Here is a 16,890-nt window from a genome sequence, read left to right as displayed (position 1 = left end):
TAATGTTATAGTCCAATCACAAAACAAAAAAAGGGGATGCACCTCTGCATCCCCGAACCAAACAAACTAAAGTATAACTAACTACTCATTATCGTCTACATCTTCAAATTTTGTATCCGCCATTCTAGAATTGTCAAATGCCGAATTGTTGTATATTGAATTGTATTTTTCTTCGTCCGTATCAAAAACCAATAAGGATTTTGATTTCATTTTTTGAATTCCTCTGAAAGATTTTATTCTATTGTTCTGAATTTGTAAAACCTTTAAACTTGCCAACTGATCTAACTCTTCTGGTATTTCTCCTCCAAGTTGATTATTGGCCAAAACCAACTCTTCCAATTTTTCAAGATTGCCCATTTCTTTGGGTATTTCTCCCTCTAAAGCATTTTCGAACAACCCTAAAGTCTGGAGATTTCTAAGGTTCCCAAGACTCCCAGGTATAACACCTTTTAAATTATTACTGGAAAGATTTAATATTTTAAGAGTTGGAATATTACCAAAACTCTCTGGGATTGGACCGTTCAAAAAGTTATTGAACATAGAAAATTCCTCTAAATTTCTAAGATTACCTATACCTTCCGGTAATGCACCTTTAATTCTGTTCATTTCCAACTTTAAGACCTTTAAACATTCGAGCTTAACGATGTCCTTTGGTAAAACACCAGTAATACCATTGAAAGCAAGATTAAGGTATTCCAACTTTTTTAAATCCCCTAAACTTTCTGGCAAATAACCGTTTAAGTTATTGTGAAACAAATTAATGCCCACAATATGGTTTTCTTTGATGACAACACCCTTCCAAGTGGATACAGGTTCATCTAAATTCCATGAAGTATTCCATTTCTTTCCCTGTGTACTGTTGAACAAATCAATAAGTACTTTTTTCTCACTAGAAGAAATGTCTGAAAATGCAAAAGATAGTGTAGAAACAAAAAGAAGAAGGAAGCTTAAAAAAGTAAATTTTTTCATTGGTCAGATTTACGTTGATAAGAATTTACTTACAAATAAAGCGCACTTGTGGTTAATCCCCAAGAAAATGAAGTGAACATTTAAAATTATGTTGTGAAAGTTCCAAAAAGTGTGGTGAAAACATGTTTCCGCCGTGTAAGCTTACTTCTATATGGAGTCTATTTCTATGGAAAGGTTTTCCCACTCTGCCATTAGGTTTTCCAACTGTTCTTTTTTCTTATGGTAATCATCAAAAAAGTTAGGTTTTCCTGCTGCCTCATCATAATTCATAAGAAGTTGGTGGTCCAATTCTGCGATTACTTTTTCTAGCTCGCTAATTTTCTTTTCTATACTACTAAGCTTATTACGTAACGACTTTGCCTTTTTTTGAAGTTTATAATCATTTTTTGATTGATTATCAGTATTGGCAATTTTTGCTTTTTTCTCTCCTTTTTCAATTTTTCTAAAATCTTCAGCTTTTCGCTGTTCTAAATAAAAGTCAATATCCCCTAAATACTCTTTGATGTTTCCTTTTTTGAATTCGTATACTCTATTGGTTAACCCTTGTAGAAAATCACGGTCATGGGAAACTAATACCAAAGTCCCTTCAAAATTTTGTAGTGCTTGTTTTAAAACATTTTTGGATTTAATATCCAAGTGATTGGTTGGCTCATCCATCACAAGAACATTAAAAGGTTGTAACAACATTTTTGCTAAAGCTAATCTGTTACGTTCGCCTCCTGAAAGGACCCGAACATATTTATCTACCTCATCGCCTTGAAATAAGAAAGAACCCAAAATATCACGAACTTTACTTCTGTTACTCTCATTAGCGGCATCTATCATCGTATCTAAAATGGTCTTGCTACCATCCAAGTATTCCGCTTGGTTTTGGGCAAAATAACCGATCTGTACATTATGTCCCAGCTTTAAATGGCCACCATGTTCCAGTTCGCCAACAACTATTTTGGCCAGTGTAGTTTTTCCTTGTCCATTTTGTCCAACGAAAGCGGTTTTGCTTCCACGCTCTACCAAAAGGTCAATTCCATTTAAAACCTCCTTGTCACCATAACTTTTTGAAAGTCCTTTTAGCTCAGCCACTACTTTTCCAGGTGTAATCGAAACAGGAAATCTAAGTTTCATTACGCTGTTGTCATCAGCATCAACCTCAATTCTATCGATCTTATCCAATTTCTTAATGAGCGATTGTGCCATGGAAGCTTTGCTTGCTTTAGCCCTAAACTTTTCAATCAATTTTTCAGTTTGCTGTATTTGTTTTTCCTGATTTTTCTGTGCGTTTAGTTGTTGTTCTTTAATTTCAGCTCTTTGTACTAGATACTTAGAATAGGGCTTGTTATAATCGTAGATTCTCCCCAATGAAATCTCTATGGTCCTATTGGTCACATTATCTAAAAACATTTTATCGTGGGACACAATCACAACCGCTCCGGAGTAGTTTCTTAAAAACTGCTCCAACCAAATAATGGATTCTATATCTAGGTGATTGGTAGGCTCATCCAATAGTAAGACATCATTACTTTGAAGTAGTAATTTTGCCAATTCAATACGCATGCGCCATCCGCCAGAAAAAGTATCCGTGGCTTTATTAAAATCATCACGTAAAAAGCCTAATCCTTGAAGTACTTTTTCAGTCTCTCCTTGATAGTTATATCCTCCTAAAATTTCATACTGATGTGTTACATCATTTAAATCTATCATTAACTGGTTATATCCCTCACTTTCATAATCTGTTCGCTCAGCCAGTTGGGTATTAATATCTTCAAGTTGCGTCTCTAGCTTTTTTAGCTCCTCAAAAGCTTGATAAGCCTCATTAAGTACAGTCCTCCCTTGCTCAAAATCGATATCCTGCTTTAAAAAACCTATTTTAATCTCCTTATCTGAAGCAATAATTCCTGAGTCAGGCAGCATTTCTTTACTCAATAATTTGAGCAAGGTAGACTTCCCTGCGCCATTCTTGCCAATTAGTCCAACCCTATCCCCCGCATTTAATCTAAAAGCGATTTCTTCAAACAAATATTCCCCCCCAAAAGCAACCGAGAGGTTATGGATATTTAGCATACTTTCAATATAATTTCATTATTACAAAATCAGCTTATTATATGACCGTACCGTGCCAAAAATTGGGTACAATACTTATTTTTGCTAAAAGCTCTGCAAATGTTAAAAAAAGGAAACAAACTCTACAGTATTTTAACAGGAAGTTGCCCTAAATGCCATAGTGAAAGCATGTATGTGAATAAAAATCCATTTTATATTTCACAATTATTTAAAATGCATGAAAGGTGCTCCAACTGCCAAACAAAATATAAAATAGAACCTTCTTTTTTCTATGGGTCCATGTATGTAAGTTATGGTGTAGGTATTGCTTTTGCAATGGCTGCATTTGTGATTTCTTTTCTAATAGTAGGAGCGTCTTTATTAAATTCCTTTATTGCAATTGTAGCTACTATGGTAGTGTTTTTACCAATTATAATTAGGCTCTCCCGAAATATTTGGATCAATATCTTTATGAAGTACGATAAAAATCTAGCGAATTAGTTTTTGTAGTATTTTTTAGTGAATCTAGAGCAATCCATTTCTGATATTATTTCCTCCGCTTTCTCAATATAATCGAATAGTTTTTTTGAAGCGTAGGGCGCTATCATAACACCGCGAGATCCAAAACCGTTGAGGACGTATAAATTTTTGTGTTTGGGATGACCTCCTACCAATGGCCTTCTATCTGCAACAGTTGGGCGAACTCCAGCTACATGTTTTACCACTTCAAAATCACACTTCAAAAAGCTTTGTAGCTTTTCCAACAACTCATTTTTAGAGGCTTCTGTAGGAATATTGGTTTTATCCTTCCATTTATAAGTGGCTCCAACACGATATAGATCATTCTCTAACGGAATTATAAAAACTGAAGATTTTATAACTCTATCTTCTCTTAAATCTGGTGATTTAATTGTAAGCAGCTCTCCCTTTGTACCGTTTAGGGGTAAATAATCAAAAAACGGATTGGTTTTAAGGCCAAAGCCTTCGGCAAACACAATTTGTTTTGCCTTAATTCCCTTATAACCTATCGCATCATCGAGAATCTTTAGGTGACCATAATCAAAGGCTTGTTGTAATAATTGTTCTTTATTAGAAAGATAGCTACTGTATTTATCCAGTAAAGTTTTGGTATCTATTCTACCAGTATATTTTACTTCTCCATATCCAAATGGGGCAAAAATTTTTGAATTCTTATTCTGTATGATTTCTGTAGATAGAAAAAAATCAAGTCCAACTTTATCAGAAGCTTCGAACCAAGCATTTTGCTCTTCAATGGAAGCAAACCTTCTTAAAACAGGAACTTTATAGTCTAACCGTACCTTTAACTTCTTTTCAAGGTTCTGGTAAAATGGCATAGCCAAATCCAATTGTTCCTTGGCATTCCATGCCATTGTAAATCGTTTTAAAATAACTGGATTATATAATCCCCCAGCAACTAACGAAGCTTGCTGAGAGTTATCCGAAATTACTTGAAACGATTTACCATTCCTTTCAAGCTGCTCGCAGAAAGAAATCCCTGCAAGTCCCAATCCAACTACTAAATAATCTAGCATAGGGTGCAAATTTAAACTAGATTGCCTAAAAATATTCCTGCCTACGTAGGAATATAATAGAAAACGCCGCACTTAAGTGCGGCGTTTATATCTATTGAATTGGAAAATTCTATGTATTCTGAGGCTAGTAAGCCCACATATCTTGCTCTTTATCTCGGATAGTTTCCTTTATACGCTTGGCTTCCAATAATTGGAACAAAGCATTGTCAAAAACATAATCGTCAATATTACGGTCACCATGTACATTATCCTCTTTGTAGATAACGGCATTGAATCTTCTTGCATTCAACAACATATCAAAAGATATGGGTTGTGCAGAGTTTCGTTGGTTAAAGACCTTAGCCTCATGCAAAATCTGTCTTGCGCTTGGGTACCATACCCAAAACAACTCAACTTTATTTGCATTTTGGTCTGTTGACTCGTCATCAATAAAGTTGACATCTGGAGCAACAGGAGCAATTCCTAACAAACGGTACTTTAGTTCCCCTTGACGCTTGTCAAAATACCAGATACCTTTAATTCTGTACTCCTCAATATCCGCAGCTCCTAAATCCCTTCTGTTAATAAACTCTTGAGAGATTTGTTCGCCTGCATTTATTTGTTCGTACCCTAAATCTGTAGTATCGATTTTCTGCAACGTAGCAGTAAGGTCGCCAAAATTTCGCTTTTCAGTAAAATATGAATCCGTATATACATCAGTCAATGTTCCATTCTGGATGTTTTTCATCAAAACATGGTACAAAGACCTTCTGTCTGCACCAATACCAATGGTATCAGTTGGATAGTATAACGGAAAATTAACACGCTCATCTAAGTCGACGGTCTCCCATACGGTTTTTGACCAAAGGATATCCCTATCGTCAACATAACCATAATCAAGTGGGGCATCGTTATCCGCTGCCTTTTGGGCCTCGGTTTTCTTACCTACCTCCTGTGGTGTTTTGGCATTTAAAATATTTGCCTGTGCCACCATTGATATGGGCAAGAAGCTGAACGCTCCGATTACTAAAACATTTTTCCAATTCATCATTACTATACTTTACTTTATTAGTTTGTAAGCTCTACAACTACAGGAGATACTTTCTTTAATTTGTAACTCTTGTTATTTGAGATGTAAGCTTGAATGTCAAATATTTGTACTGCATCACCTCTTCTTGCTCTTTTAAGGGCAGATTTAGCAGCAGCATTTAATTTATTTCCTCTAACAACCACTGTTGGCTGACCAGGAACTTTAAACTTAAATCCACTAATTCCTAGGTTTAAGTCAAAATCAAAGTCTTCTAACATAGCTGAAACTGTAGAAATCTCTAGGTTTCTTCTAGGCATTTTAACACTACCTGCTTCACCTCTAATAGCTCCAGATGGTCTTGGTATATCCTTGATACGGAATTCTGACGTTGTAGAGATTCCTTGTCCATCAGGTAACGTACCAGAAGCTGTAATCTTAACAGTCCTACCTTTACCAGGGTTCATAATATACTTGCTACCACTAACTTGTCTAAGACCAGTAGCTCTAGCACTTACTTTATTGTTAGGAATACCAGGTATAGAGATAGACATTGGGTTAGCTACCCCGCGATATACCACATTCATCTTATCCGCAGCAATTAAAGCAGCATTAGGCTTAGAAATTGTTGCAAAAACGTCTTCTACCTCAACTGGCACTTCCTTACCATCTTGCATAAAGAACATTGTTCCTGTTACCTTATGGTCTCCAGCTGCACCAGCACCAATTAATAATTGGATGCCACCTGCCTCTAAACGGTAATCTTTGCCTTCAGCTAATTTTCTTCCGTCCAAAGTCAATTCTGCTCTTACTGGAGTTGAAGTCTTATCGGTTTTACTTACAACAAGCTTTCCGTCATACTTCTCACCACTGTAAAAGGCAGATTTACTTGCATAAAGTTTTGCCTTAAAGTTTTCTAAAGAAACTGCTTCAGTTAAGTTACCTTCCAACAAACTCTTAAGAACTTCTTGTTCGGTAGTTTTTATATCAGCTTGTAATTGTGTCAACTTCGTTAATGAAGCTACCATTGGGAAGCCCTCATAATGATAATTTATCCAATCTTGACGTGTACCATCGCGTTTCTCAACTTTACCTTCTTCATCACCAGTGGAAAAACGTACTCTTACTGCTTCTTTGATATCTTTAAACTTATCTTTTGGCAGTGCGTTAACTACACCTTCGCGGTAATTGTTCACAAAATCCAAGAACTTTTGTCCTTCTTCTGTTAAATTGTCTCCTTGGAAGAATTTACCATCTAAAAAATCAGATTTGTCCATGACCACGTAATCCTTAGGATCTTCTATATCCGCAGTCATTTCTTTCTTCAATCCTTCTAAGTATGCATAATACTCATTTGAAAGCTTGTTCACTTCCTGAGCATTTTTATATAATTCACCGTATTCTTCTGCATTTTCAGAAGCTTTGGTTGCCAAGCCTTCGAAAAAACCTTCGTTGCTTGCGGTCATTTTAGTATTGGAAGTCTCTAGCTTTTCATTCATTAATCCGAATGCTGCAAGAACTTCTTTACTCATATTTAAAGCCAACATCGCGATGAAGATCAAATACATTAAGTTGATCATCTTCTGACGTGGGGTTGCTTTTCCTGATGCCATTTTTCTAACTAGATTTAATTAATAATTTGGTTTGGATATTAAATCTCTAATTAGTTCTTAGCCATTGCGGACAACATACCTCCATAAACACCATTCAATGAAGAAAGGTTAGACGATAACGATGCCATTTGCTCTTTAAGCGCACTTGCATTCTGTACTACTTCTTCATTTACTGAAGCTTGCTTGCTTGCACTTTCTAACTGTACTTTATAAAGACTGTTTAAAGACTCCATCTGAGCTGCAGCATGAACCATTTCTTCAGAATATTTCTTAGTAGATTCCATTGCATCAGTTGTTGGAGCAATACCTTTGGCAGCACCTTCAAAGTTTCTGATGCTTTCTCCTAAGCTTTCCATAAGATTGGCATCTACACCAGCTTCTTTTAATAAGTTGTCCAATTTAGCAGATAAAGAAGCTTCGGCCTCTTTAATTTCAGCTTTATCGTTCTTCTTACCTGAAGGGGCACCATTTGCCAACTCTGGGTAAACTAAAGACCAATCGTACTCATCGTCAACTGGTTCAAACGCACTAATTGCGAAAATAAGTGCCTCTGTAATAAGACCTATTGCAAGAAGAATACCACCATTTAGTGGTCCAAATTCCCAGTGAAGAATTTTAAATAATGCTCCGATAATTACTACCGATGCTCCAAGCCCGTAGGCCATGTTAAACAGCTTTTTTGTTGATTTTGACTGTGCCATAATAATTTTAATTTTAAATTAAGTAATATATAAATAAGTATTTGGTTACTAGGTTTATATAATGCTCTCGCTTAATTGTTTTGTTTATAATCCGTTATTTCCTTTTGTTGAATCTTCTTCACCCATATAATCCTGTACGGTTCTAAAGCCAATATAGCTTCTTGCCGAGTCCTGGTATTCATAGTCTCTTGTACTCACTTGCAAGAAGTAAGCAACGTCTTTCCATGATCCACCGCGGATTACTTTTCTTTTGTTTTGACCAGAACCAGCATTTGGGTTCATGGTAGATACGTACTCGTATGCATTAGGGTCATAACTGGAATTTGTCCATTCAGATACGTTACCTGCCATGTTATACAAGTTGTAATCATTAGGTTCGTAAGACTTAGCTTCTACGGTATACAATGCAGCATCCGCAGCATAATCTCCACGTTGTGGCTTAAAGTTTGCCATAAAACAACCTGTATCACTGATTACATATGGACCACCCCAAGGGTAAGTACCACCTTCGATTCCACCACGCGCAGCATATTCCCATTCAGCTTCAGTTGGTAATCTAAACTGATTTACAAACTGCCTTCCACGACTTTTTTGATCATCATTCTTAAACTTAGTTCTCCAGTTACAGAAAGCCTTGGCTTGTTGCCAACTCACCCCTACAACAGGATAATCACTGTAGGCATCGTGCCAGAAGTAATCGTTGTGCATAGGTTCGTTATAAGAATATTCAAAATCACGAATCCAAACAGTAGTGTCAGGATAGATTTCCAGTTCTTCTTGGCGGATAAAGTCTTTTCTACTACCAGTTTTTGCTCTGGCAGCAGCTTCAATATCCATCCAATTGTACTTATACTTTAACTTGGTAACGTCGATACTACGCTGTCCGTTATAGGTTTCATCCTCTGATAAATAGATAGAATCAATCATAACCTCAGCATAATACTCATCTGGATAATCTTCTCTATCCCAAACTAAATCTATGTCTTTATTCAAGGCTCTACCCTCATATCCAGTTTCTCCTAAACCAGCATAGTTATCTAACATATACTTATCATAGGCAGTCATTTTGGTGGTATCGGCATCTTTAAAAGCATATTCACCAATTCCTTCATCCTCTGGACCAATACCCAACTGATCAGCCAAAATTGCCAATTTAGTCCTTGTAATAGAGTCTTTTACCCATTCCACAAACTGTCGGTACTCACTATTAGTGATTTCCGTATCATCCATATAAAATGAACGTACAGTTACAGTTCTTGTTGGAGCGTTTAAAACTTTGGCTTGATCCTCTTCCGCCTTACCCATAATAAATGAGCCGCGAGGGATCAGTTCCATTCCGTATGGTTTTTCAGGATACCATTTCTTACCCTGAACACCAACCAATTCACCTTTTGATCTTGATTTTGAACCACAACTGGTTAATAAAAAAACAAGTGCTATAGATGACAACAATAGCTTTCTCATACTTTAGGTTAAATTTTTCGATTTAAGATTACAAACTGTAAACACAAATTCACTACTCTCTAAAACTATTTTTTGAATAAATTATTGTGTAAATACAATTTATACCTAAAAAATATTTTGTTTAGTTGAAGCCCTTTTTATAGGCTTTGAACCACCGCTCAGGAATGTTTTGGTTGCAAGCATCCAAATAGTCTTGCTCGGCGCAAGGTAATAACGCAGGTGAATTGGTTTTAGTATGTTCAGGTAAAATTGATGGTACTTCTACCCACCATCTTTCTGTTACATGGCTCTTATAGAAGATGAGCTCATCAGAATCTGTAGGAACTGTAAACTTGGTAAAGTCATCACTTTTTGAACTTGGCACTTCTTTTATTCTATAACTTAAGCCCTCAATAAAATACCAAATAATCTGTGCTACTAATTGAAAGGATAAATTTGAATTCTCTATCTCGTAAATACCAAACAAGGATACATTGTCACTTATTCCAGCATATCTTGCTATAGCACAAATTTCACGGCCATTAAAACCATTGGGTGAAAAACCTGCGGACAGTCCCATTTCACTTGCTTGGATGGCACGGGCATCCAAACTCACAAGATGGGCATTGCGTAAGACGGGCTCTGCCAACTGAATATTTGAAACAATATCCCCCAAACGATAAGCATCAAAAAAAAGACGCTCCATTAAATCTATCTCTTCCTGGGCGTTAAAATAACTTTGATAACCAATATTTGAAAAGTTATAAAGGTTATTAGGTTTATCGGTAATGATCTTACTCATATAAGAATGTGATGAAATTAATTCATCATCCTCTCCAAAATCAAAACGGCTGTCTATCGCAACCAAATTGATCATGTCCTTAATATTGTCAAAAGCTCTATAGGTTGGAAAAGTGATGTCTTGGGTAGCCCCTAATATAATAGGTATTATCTTTTCTTCTAAAAGCCCAGCGACAATTTCTTTGACCACAAAGTAGGTGTCTTCTACAGTATTACCTTCTTCAACATCACCGATATCAATAATGGTCGAGTTCCAATTGCCACTCATTAATCTGTATAATTGAATGCGAACAGAATCTATGTCAAGCTTCTCTGGTTTTTTCTCAAATGCGTTTCGCGATTCTAAAACTCCAAAAATTGCTACAGTAGCATTTGCAAATACAGGTAAGCCTTTTTTCTTGGTATGTTTATGAATACTCTTTCCTAAAGCTTGTGGGGGTAAAAATTCGGAAAACGCCAAGACTTTATCTTTGACGGGAACCAAAAAATCGAATGCCATAATAGATTGCTTGGGGTGTTATACTTACTTTTTAGCTTTGGCTCTAGTTTTTTTCTTTGGGGTTTTCTTTTCAATCAATGCCTTTGCTTCTTCTAAAGAAACTTTAGTTGCATCCACATCTTTAGAAAGCTCAACTTTTACTTTGCCTTTTAATATGTTATGCCTTCCCCATCTTGCCTTTTCAATACGAATGCCTTCTTCTGGCCATTCTTGAATTAGCTTTTCTATCTCCTTTTGTTTTTTTGCTTCAATTAATTCGACAATATCATCTTTTGTCAAATTATCGTAATCGTATTTTTTATTCACGTTGATAAACATTCCGTTCCATTTAATAAATGGTCCAAATCTACCAACTCCTTTGGTCACTTCTTTATCTTCATAATGTGCAATAGGCGCATCTGCTAATTGTTTTGCCTTTATTAATTCGATAGCCCTATCCATATCCACATCAAAAGCGCTTTCACCTTTATCTAAAGAAATAAACTTCTTGCCAAACTTCACATAAGGACCATACCTACCCACATTAGCTTCAACCTCTTCGCCTTCATAAACTCCAAGCTTTCTTGGAAGTTCAAACAAAGTCATGGCCTCATCGAATGTTATGGTAGTGATGGATTGTTCAGGCAATAAACTAGCAAATCTTTTTTCTTCATCTTCAGCATCCCCTATCTGAGCCATTGGTCCAAACCTACCTAAACGAACCAGTACCGGCTTCCCAGTCTTGGGGTCTTCACCCAATATTCGTTCACCACTTGCTCTGTCCGCATTTTCTTCTACATCCAATACCGTAGGGTGAAAATCCTTGTAAAAAGCTTTCATTACTTTTTGCCAATCCTCATCTCCCGTAGCAATTTCATCAAAATCTTCTTCAACCTTGGCAGTAAAATTATAATCCAAAATATTGGTGAAATGACTCACTAAAAAGTCATTTACAATCATACCTATATCTGTAGGTACCATTTTACCCTTATCCGAGCCTATGGTTTCGGTAAGTTGTTTTTCATTTACCCCACCATTCTCTAATATCAATTGGGAGTATTTACGTTCAACCCCTTCAACAGTTCCTTTTTCAACATATCCTCGATTTAGAATAGTAGAAATTGTTGGAGCATATGTAGACGGACGGCCAATACCTAGTTCTTCCAACTTCTTTACCAAAGAAGCTTCCGTGTATCTGTAAGGCGGTCTTGTAAAACGCTCCGTGGCAGAAATATAATTGTTCAATAAAGTTTCACCTACGCTCATTGCCGGCAACATTCCTTCTTGCTCTTCTGCATCTTCCTCATCGCTGCCTTCCAAATAAACTTTTAGAAATCCATCAAACTTTACTACCTCTCCATTGGCCGTGAATTCTTCACTATGCGTATTTGCCTTAATTCTAACATTAGTCCTTTCCAGTTGGGCATCACTCATTTGGGAAGCCAAAGTCCTCTTCCAGATAAGTTCATATAATTTTTGTTGGTCACGTTCCAAAGACGGAGTTTGCAATTTCATATCTGTGGGACGTACTGCCTCATGTGCTTCTTGAGCGCCTTTAGATTTGCCCGTGTAATTTCTCGTCTGACTGTATTCTTTACCGTAGTTATTTGTTATTGCTTCCTTAGCTGCTTCCAACGCCTCTTTAGAAAGGTTTACGCTATCCGTACGCATGTAGGTTATTAAACCTGCTTCATATAAACGTTGTGCAACTTGCATTGTGCGACCCACGGAAAAATATAATTTTCTTGAAGCTTCTTGCTGCAAGGTAGAAGTCGTAAAAGGTGCTGCCGGAGATTTTTTTGCCGGTTTTTTATCCAGTTTGGCTACCGAAAAGTCTACACTTATATTTTCCCTTAAAAAGGCTTCTGCCTTTTCTTTGGATGAAAAGGTTTTATTGAGCTTAGCCTCAAAGACCTTTCCTTTTTCTGTCTTGAATTCTGCCTTTATCCTGTAGGATGCCTCTGGAGTAAAACCTTCTATATCACGTTCGCGTTCTACAATTAAACGTACTGCGACAGATTGCACACGACCAGCAGATAATCCTGGTTTAATTTTTTTCCAAAGTACTGGGGATAATTGGTATCCTACCAATCTATCCAAAACCCTTCTCGCTTGCTGGGCGTTTACCAAATTATAATTTATTTCCCTTGGATTCTCAATCGCTCTTTGGATAGCAGACTTCGTTATGGAATTAAAAACAATTCTCCTAGTTTTACTTTTTTCTAGACCAAGTTCTTCGGCTAAATGCCAGGAAATTGCCTCTCCTTCTCGATCTTCATCGCTGGCCAACCAAATGGTATCAGCTTTCTTGGCCAAATCTTTTAGTTTTTTGACTAGAGCCTTCTTCTCTTTATCAACTATATATTTAGGCTCAAAATTATTATCAACATCTACGCCTAACTCTTTTGAAGGTAAATCGGCAATGTGCCCAAAACTGGACTCTACCTGATAATCCTTTCCTAAAAATTTCTCAATGGTTTTTGCCTTTGCAGGGGACTCAACTATAACTAAGTTCTTTGGCATTCAATAGGTTTTGAGGTAACAAAAGTATATGAATTTTTTGATTTCAGATTTTTATTCAAACATCTATACAAAAAAATATCCCGCTGAAAACGGGATATTTACTTTACTTATTGTGCTATTCTAGTTGAGTTGTAATTGACTTATGAGCTGAATATCATTGTTTACATATTCATATTGGTATAGAATTCCATCACCAATCATGAGCAATTGTTCCTCCATTGGAATAACATCAAACGTAACGATATCTTTAAAATGATTTAACTGTGGTAAGTCTGGCACATTAGATTTATCATATACTTTCAATCCAGAGGCACCATCACATATAAATAGGTTGTTATCCTTAATTCCTAACCCGTAAGGTTCCTCCATTGGATATATTACCTTTAGCTCAGGATTCTCAATAGTAGATATATCAATAATATAAAGTCCACTCTCCGTTGCTCCGCAAAAATTACCTCCACGAAGGGTTAGATATGCATAATTACCATCTACTACTACAGGGTCGCAAGCAGTACCATGTTCAAAGTCCGAAACAAATGTTGGTGTAGCTGGCTCTGATATATCATAAATATACATGCCCCGAGTGCCACCCAAGAATAACAAGTCTCCCTGATTGAAAATAGTTTCTATACCACCACTTGTATAAACTTCATCCAAAACTTCTGGAGCATCAAGGTCTGAAATATCAAAAACGTTGATACTGGACCATTCCACAGCATAGAGATAATCCCCAACAATTCTAAAACGTGCCAAAGAACCTCCCTGCCCCGAATCTGAACTTGGAGAAGCATCCGAATTGGCCAAAGCACCGTCTTCTAAAAAGGTATAACCGTACTTTTCGTTGAACTCACTTTGAGGCATGCGAACTTTTTTTGTCTCCCAACCAATGATAGCTTCACGGTTTGCATCAAACCCTTCATAATCAAACGCATCTGCTTCTGGCCAATTAACATCAAAACCTACCGTACACCAAAATTCTTGATAGATGGCATTTTCCAAACGTTTTATATTACCAATATTATTCATGTCAGAAATATCCATGACCACTAAATCCCCATAACTATCCGCATATAAACGGTCATTTTTTATGGATATATCTTGGTTTCCTTCAAGCTTTATAAAAATAGTTTTCTGTGGTGCCTCAGGGTTGGTATTGTCCAATACATGTACCCCTCTGCCCACATCATTCACAAAAATGTAATTCTTGTAAGCGTAAATTTTACCGGACTGGACAATGTCTACCGGGTCCGTTACTTTGACCGCTTCTTCCTTAAAGGTTATTAAATCAGCGGTTAAAGGAGTAGCTATAACATACTCCTGAAATCCTGGGAGCAAATCATCAGAATCATCACATGCGATGAAACTCGATAAAAAAAGTAGAAAAACAAAAAGATGGTTCTTTTTCATGATTGTTTAATTTTTTGGATGATAATCTACCCTTTGGATGTCAATAATTAAACAAAGTTGCTTTTTGGAATGTAATTTTAATGTTAAAAGTTGTAGAGTGTAGTTACAATAATCCCCTTATTATACTTTATCCTTAAAAGTTCTTCCCTGCTTTTTGCAGCTATGTTAAAAGGATTTTCATGCAAAACAACACCGCTATTCCTAGAGAGTCTGATATTAGCTCCAGTAATTTTGTCAAGGTTAGCCATAAACGTACGTTTTGGTAGATGCTCGGTCACAATTACGTATTTATAAGCTTTGAATTTTTCCACAACCTTTTTAATATCATTATTGGATAGGTGTTGTAGAACTTGCCTTACCAAGATGCAATCGGTTTTTGGTAAACTTTCTTCAACAATATTTAAACATTGAAAGCTTAACTTTTCGTCTGTAAATAGCTTTTTGTTTCTTTCAATGAGTTCTTCAACCACATCAACCCCAATATATTCCTTGGAAAATTTCACTAATTGACTACCTACATTAAAATCGCCACAACCCAAATCGCATACTAAAAGCGAATTTGAATGGGAATTCAAAAATTCTGAAATAGTTTTCACGTAGGGTTTAACAACTTTTTTTGAGTGTGAACCAAAACCTGAATAGAAATCATATTTTGAACCACCCCACTTTTTCTTGGAGTAAACCTCAGACATCACTTTTTTTATGGGTACTTCTGAGCTTTTGAAGGATGTTTTATTTTCTTGATTAGATAATCCTTTGTTATCCTCCTCTGCTGATTTCTTGAAAAGCTTTTTAAAAAAAGTCAATATTGGGCAATTATTTTAATTACAATTTAACTGTCATATTGTCACTAATATACATTAAGCACTATCTTTGCAAACGCTAAGAACATATAATGAACATTGACGAAAATACTGAAAAGATAATTGACGAGGCTATCCAAGGGAAAGCACTTGACCTTGTTAAGGATGATGTGAACACCCGTAAGCTTTACATAGAAAGTTATGGATGTCAAATGAATTTTTCTGATAGTGAAATAGTTGCTTCCATTTTAGCAAAAGAGGGGTTCAATACTACCCAAGAACTGGACGAAGCAGATTTAGTGTTGGTGAATACCTGCTCTATCCGTGAAAAAGCTGAGCTTACCGTTCGCAAGCGTTTAGAAAAGTTCAATAAGGTAAAAAGAACTAATCCCAATATGAAGGTAGGTGTTTTGGGCTGTATGGCAGAACGCTTAAAGGAGAAGTTTTTAGAGGAAGAAAAAATCGTTGACTTGGTCGTTGGACCAGATGCTTATAAAGACCTCCCCAATCTTGTACAAGAAATTGATGAAGGAAAGAACGCAGTAAATGTTATTCTTTCCAAAGATGAAACGTATGGGGATGTCTCCCCTGTCAGGTTAAATTCAAACGGTGTAACAGCATTCGTATCTATTACCCGTGGTTGTGACAATATGTGCACATTTTGTGTGGTTCCATTTACTCGCGGACGCGAGCGCAGTAGGGACCCACAATCTATTATAGAGGAAGTAAATGATTTATGGAACAAAGGTTTTAGAGAAATTACACTTCTTGGTCAAAATGTGGATAGCTATTTATGGTATGGCGGAGGCCTAAAGAAAGATTACAGCAAAGCTAGTGACATGCAAAAGGCCAGTGCCGTAAATTTTGCCAATTTGTTAGAACTAACCGCCACTGCACAGCCTAAAATGAGGATTCGCTTTTCTACTTCCAATCCGCAGGACATGACATTGGACGTAATAGAAGTAATGGCAAAACACGAAAATATTTGCAACTATATTCACCTTCCCATACAAAGTGGAAGCAATCGTATTTTAAAAGCGATGAATCGTTTGCACACTAGAGAGGAGTATTTTGAATTGATAGATAACATTAAAAGAATCATACCAGATTGTGCCATTAGCCAAGATATGATAACTGGCTTCCCAACAGAGACCGAAGAAGATCACAAAGACACGCTTTCTTTAATGGAATACGTAAAGTATGATTACGGCTTTATGTTTGCCTATTCGGAAAGACCAGGAACTTTGGCCGCCAGAAAATTGGAAGATGACATTCCTTTAGAAGTTAAAAAAAGAAGGCTTGCCGAAGTAATTGCAGCGCAGCGCAGACACTCACTATATAGAACCCAGCAGCATGTGGGCAAAATTCAAGAAGTTTTAATAGAAGGGACCTCTAAAAAGTCAGATGTACATTGGATGGGTAGAAACTCACAAAATACAGTAGTTGTTTTCCCAAAGGAAAACTACAAAAAAGGTGATTTTGTGATGGTGAAAAATAATGATTGTACTTCCGCCACCTTGATAGGTGAAGTGGTAGGCTATTCAAAGAACAATTGA

The 16,890-nt window shown here is 36.5% G+C and carries 13 protein-coding genes; 2 read left to right on the top strand and 11 right to left on the bottom strand.

The features are described from left to right. Positions 1-81: 81 nt before the first annotated feature. Positions 82-969, bottom strand: a complete 888-nt coding sequence (locus AACP56_RS06565; protein WP_339337008.1) for a leucine-rich repeat domain-containing protein — start codon at positions 967-969, stop codon at positions 82-84. 147 nt (positions 970-1,116) lie between these two features. Next, the gene (locus AACP56_RS06560; protein WP_339337007.1) at positions 1,117-3,027 is read right to left on the bottom strand and encodes an ABC-F family ATP-binding cassette domain-containing protein; all 1,911 of its coding nucleotides are present in this window, start codon (positions 3,025-3,027) and stop codon (positions 1,117-1,119) included. A gap of 99 nt (positions 3,028-3,126) precedes the next feature. Here AACP56_RS06560 and AACP56_RS06555 point away from each other — a divergent pair, with 99 nt between their 5' ends. Beyond that, the gene (locus AACP56_RS06555; RefSeq protein ID WP_339337006.1) at positions 3,127-3,507 is read left to right on the top strand and encodes a DUF983 domain-containing protein; all 381 of its coding nucleotides are present in this window, start codon (positions 3,127-3,129) and stop codon (positions 3,505-3,507) included. On the opposite strand, the gene AACP56_RS06550 is transcribed toward AACP56_RS06555, so the two are convergent. The 9 genes from AACP56_RS06550 to AACP56_RS06510 form a co-directional block, all read right to left on the bottom strand. Next, the gene (locus tag AACP56_RS06550; protein WP_339337005.1) at positions 3,504-4,559 is read right to left on the bottom strand and encodes an NAD(P)/FAD-dependent oxidoreductase; all 1,056 of its coding nucleotides are present in this window, start codon (positions 4,557-4,559) and stop codon (positions 3,504-3,506) included. The two genes, AACP56_RS06555 and AACP56_RS06550, sit on opposite strands and share 4 nt — an antisense overlap. 124 nt (positions 4,560-4,683) lie before the next feature. Beyond that, entirely contained in the window at positions 4,684-5,586 is a 903-nt protein-coding gene (gene porN / locus AACP56_RS06545) for a type IX secretion system ring protein PorN/GldN (protein WP_339337004.1), read from the bottom strand. 20 nt (positions 5,587-5,606) lie between these two features. Next, positions 5,607-7,178 carry a type IX secretion system motor protein PorM/GldM gene (gene porM / locus AACP56_RS06540; protein WP_339337003.1) on the bottom strand — a complete coding sequence of 524 codons (1,572 nt, stop codon included), beginning with the start codon at positions 7,176-7,178 and terminating at the stop codon, positions 5,607-5,609. Positions 7,179-7,228: 50 nt separating this feature from the next. Further along, the gene (gene porL / locus AACP56_RS06535; protein ID WP_339337002.1) at positions 7,229-7,879 is read right to left on the bottom strand and encodes a type IX secretion system motor protein PorL/GldL; all 651 of its coding nucleotides are present in this window, start codon (positions 7,877-7,879) and stop codon (positions 7,229-7,231) included. Positions 7,880-7,963: 84 nt separating this feature from the next. Beyond that, on the bottom strand, positions 7,964-9,343 hold the full coding sequence (porK, locus tag AACP56_RS06530; RefSeq protein WP_339337001.1) for a type IX secretion system lipoprotein PorK/GldK: 1,380 nt from the start codon (positions 9,341-9,343) through the stop codon (positions 7,964-7,966). 121 nt (positions 9,344-9,464) lie between these two features. Next, positions 9,465-10,622: a formimidoylglutamase gene (locus tag AACP56_RS06525; RefSeq protein WP_339337000.1), complete on the bottom strand. Its 1,158-nt coding sequence runs from the start codon at positions 10,620-10,622 to the stop codon at positions 9,465-9,467. A gap of 24 nt (positions 10,623-10,646) precedes the next feature. Further along, complete coding sequence (topA, locus tag AACP56_RS06520) at positions 10,647-13,124, bottom strand: type I DNA topoisomerase (RefSeq protein ID WP_339336999.1); 2,478 nt, start codon at positions 13,122-13,124, stop codon at positions 10,647-10,649. 120 nt (positions 13,125-13,244) lie between these two features. Beyond that, positions 13,245-14,531: an LVIVD repeat-containing protein gene (locus AACP56_RS06515; RefSeq protein ID WP_339336998.1), complete on the bottom strand. Its 1,287-nt coding sequence runs from the start codon at positions 14,529-14,531 to the stop codon at positions 13,245-13,247. 83 nt (positions 14,532-14,614) lie between these two features. Continuing rightward, entirely contained in the window at positions 14,615-15,337 is a 723-nt protein-coding gene (locus AACP56_RS06510) for a class I SAM-dependent methyltransferase (RefSeq protein WP_339336997.1), read from the bottom strand. Positions 15,338-15,426: 89 nt separating this feature from the next. Here AACP56_RS06510 and miaB point away from each other — a divergent pair, with 89 nt between their 5' ends. After that, entirely contained in the window at positions 15,427-16,890 is a 1,464-nt protein-coding gene (miaB, locus tag AACP56_RS06505) for a tRNA (N6-isopentenyl adenosine(37)-C2)-methylthiotransferase MiaB (RefSeq protein WP_339336996.1), read from the top strand.

The organism is Croceitalea sp. MTPC6, from assembly GCF_036985525.1.
Classification (GTDB): domain Bacteria; phylum Bacteroidota; class Bacteroidia; order Flavobacteriales; family Flavobacteriaceae; genus Croceitalea.
The sequence above is the reverse complement of the archived record's forward strand: the minus strand, read 5'-3'. Positions and strand labels throughout refer to the sequence as shown.

What these genes read in the sequence shown, in the direction of transcription:
- porK (WP_339337001.1), bottom strand. Translation starts at nt 9,343, where the DNA reads ATGAGAAAGCTATTGTTGTCATCTATAGCACTTGTTTTTTTATTAACC.
- AACP56_RS06560 (WP_339337007.1), bottom strand. Translation starts at nt 3,027, where the DNA reads ATGCTAAATATCCATAACCTCTCGGTTGCTTTTGGGGGGGAATATTTG.
- AACP56_RS06565 (WP_339337008.1), bottom strand. Translation starts at nt 969, where the DNA reads ATGAAAAAATTTACTTTTTTAAGCTTCCTTCTTCTTTTTGTTTCTACA.
- porM (WP_339337003.1), bottom strand. Translation starts at nt 7,178, where the DNA reads ATGGCATCAGGAAAAGCAACCCCACGTCAGAAGATGATCAACTTAATG.
- porL (WP_339337002.1), bottom strand. Translation starts at nt 7,879, where the DNA reads ATGGCACAGTCAAAATCAACAAAAAAGCTGTTTAACATGGCCTACGGG.
- topA (WP_339336999.1), bottom strand. Translation starts at nt 13,124, where the DNA reads ATGCCAAAGAACTTAGTTATAGTTGAGTCCCCTGCAAAGGCAAAAACC.
- AACP56_RS06525 (WP_339337000.1), bottom strand. Translation starts at nt 10,622, where the DNA reads ATGGCATTCGATTTTTTGGTTCCCGTCAAAGATAAAGTCTTGGCGTTT.
- porN (WP_339337004.1), bottom strand. Translation starts at nt 5,586, where the DNA reads ATGAATTGGAAAAATGTTTTAGTAATCGGAGCGTTCAGCTTCTTGCCC.
- AACP56_RS06555 (WP_339337006.1), top strand. Translation starts at nt 3,127, where the DNA reads ATGTTAAAAAAAGGAAACAAACTCTACAGTATTTTAACAGGAAGTTGC.
- AACP56_RS06515 (WP_339336998.1), bottom strand. Translation starts at nt 14,531, where the DNA reads ATGAAAAAGAACCATCTTTTTGTTTTTCTACTTTTTTTATCGAGTTTC.
- AACP56_RS06550 (WP_339337005.1), bottom strand. Translation starts at nt 4,559, where the DNA reads ATGCTAGATTATTTAGTAGTTGGATTGGGACTTGCAGGGATTTCTTTC.
- miaB (WP_339336996.1), top strand. Translation starts at nt 15,427, where the DNA reads ATGAACATTGACGAAAATACTGAAAAGATAATTGACGAGGCTATCCAA.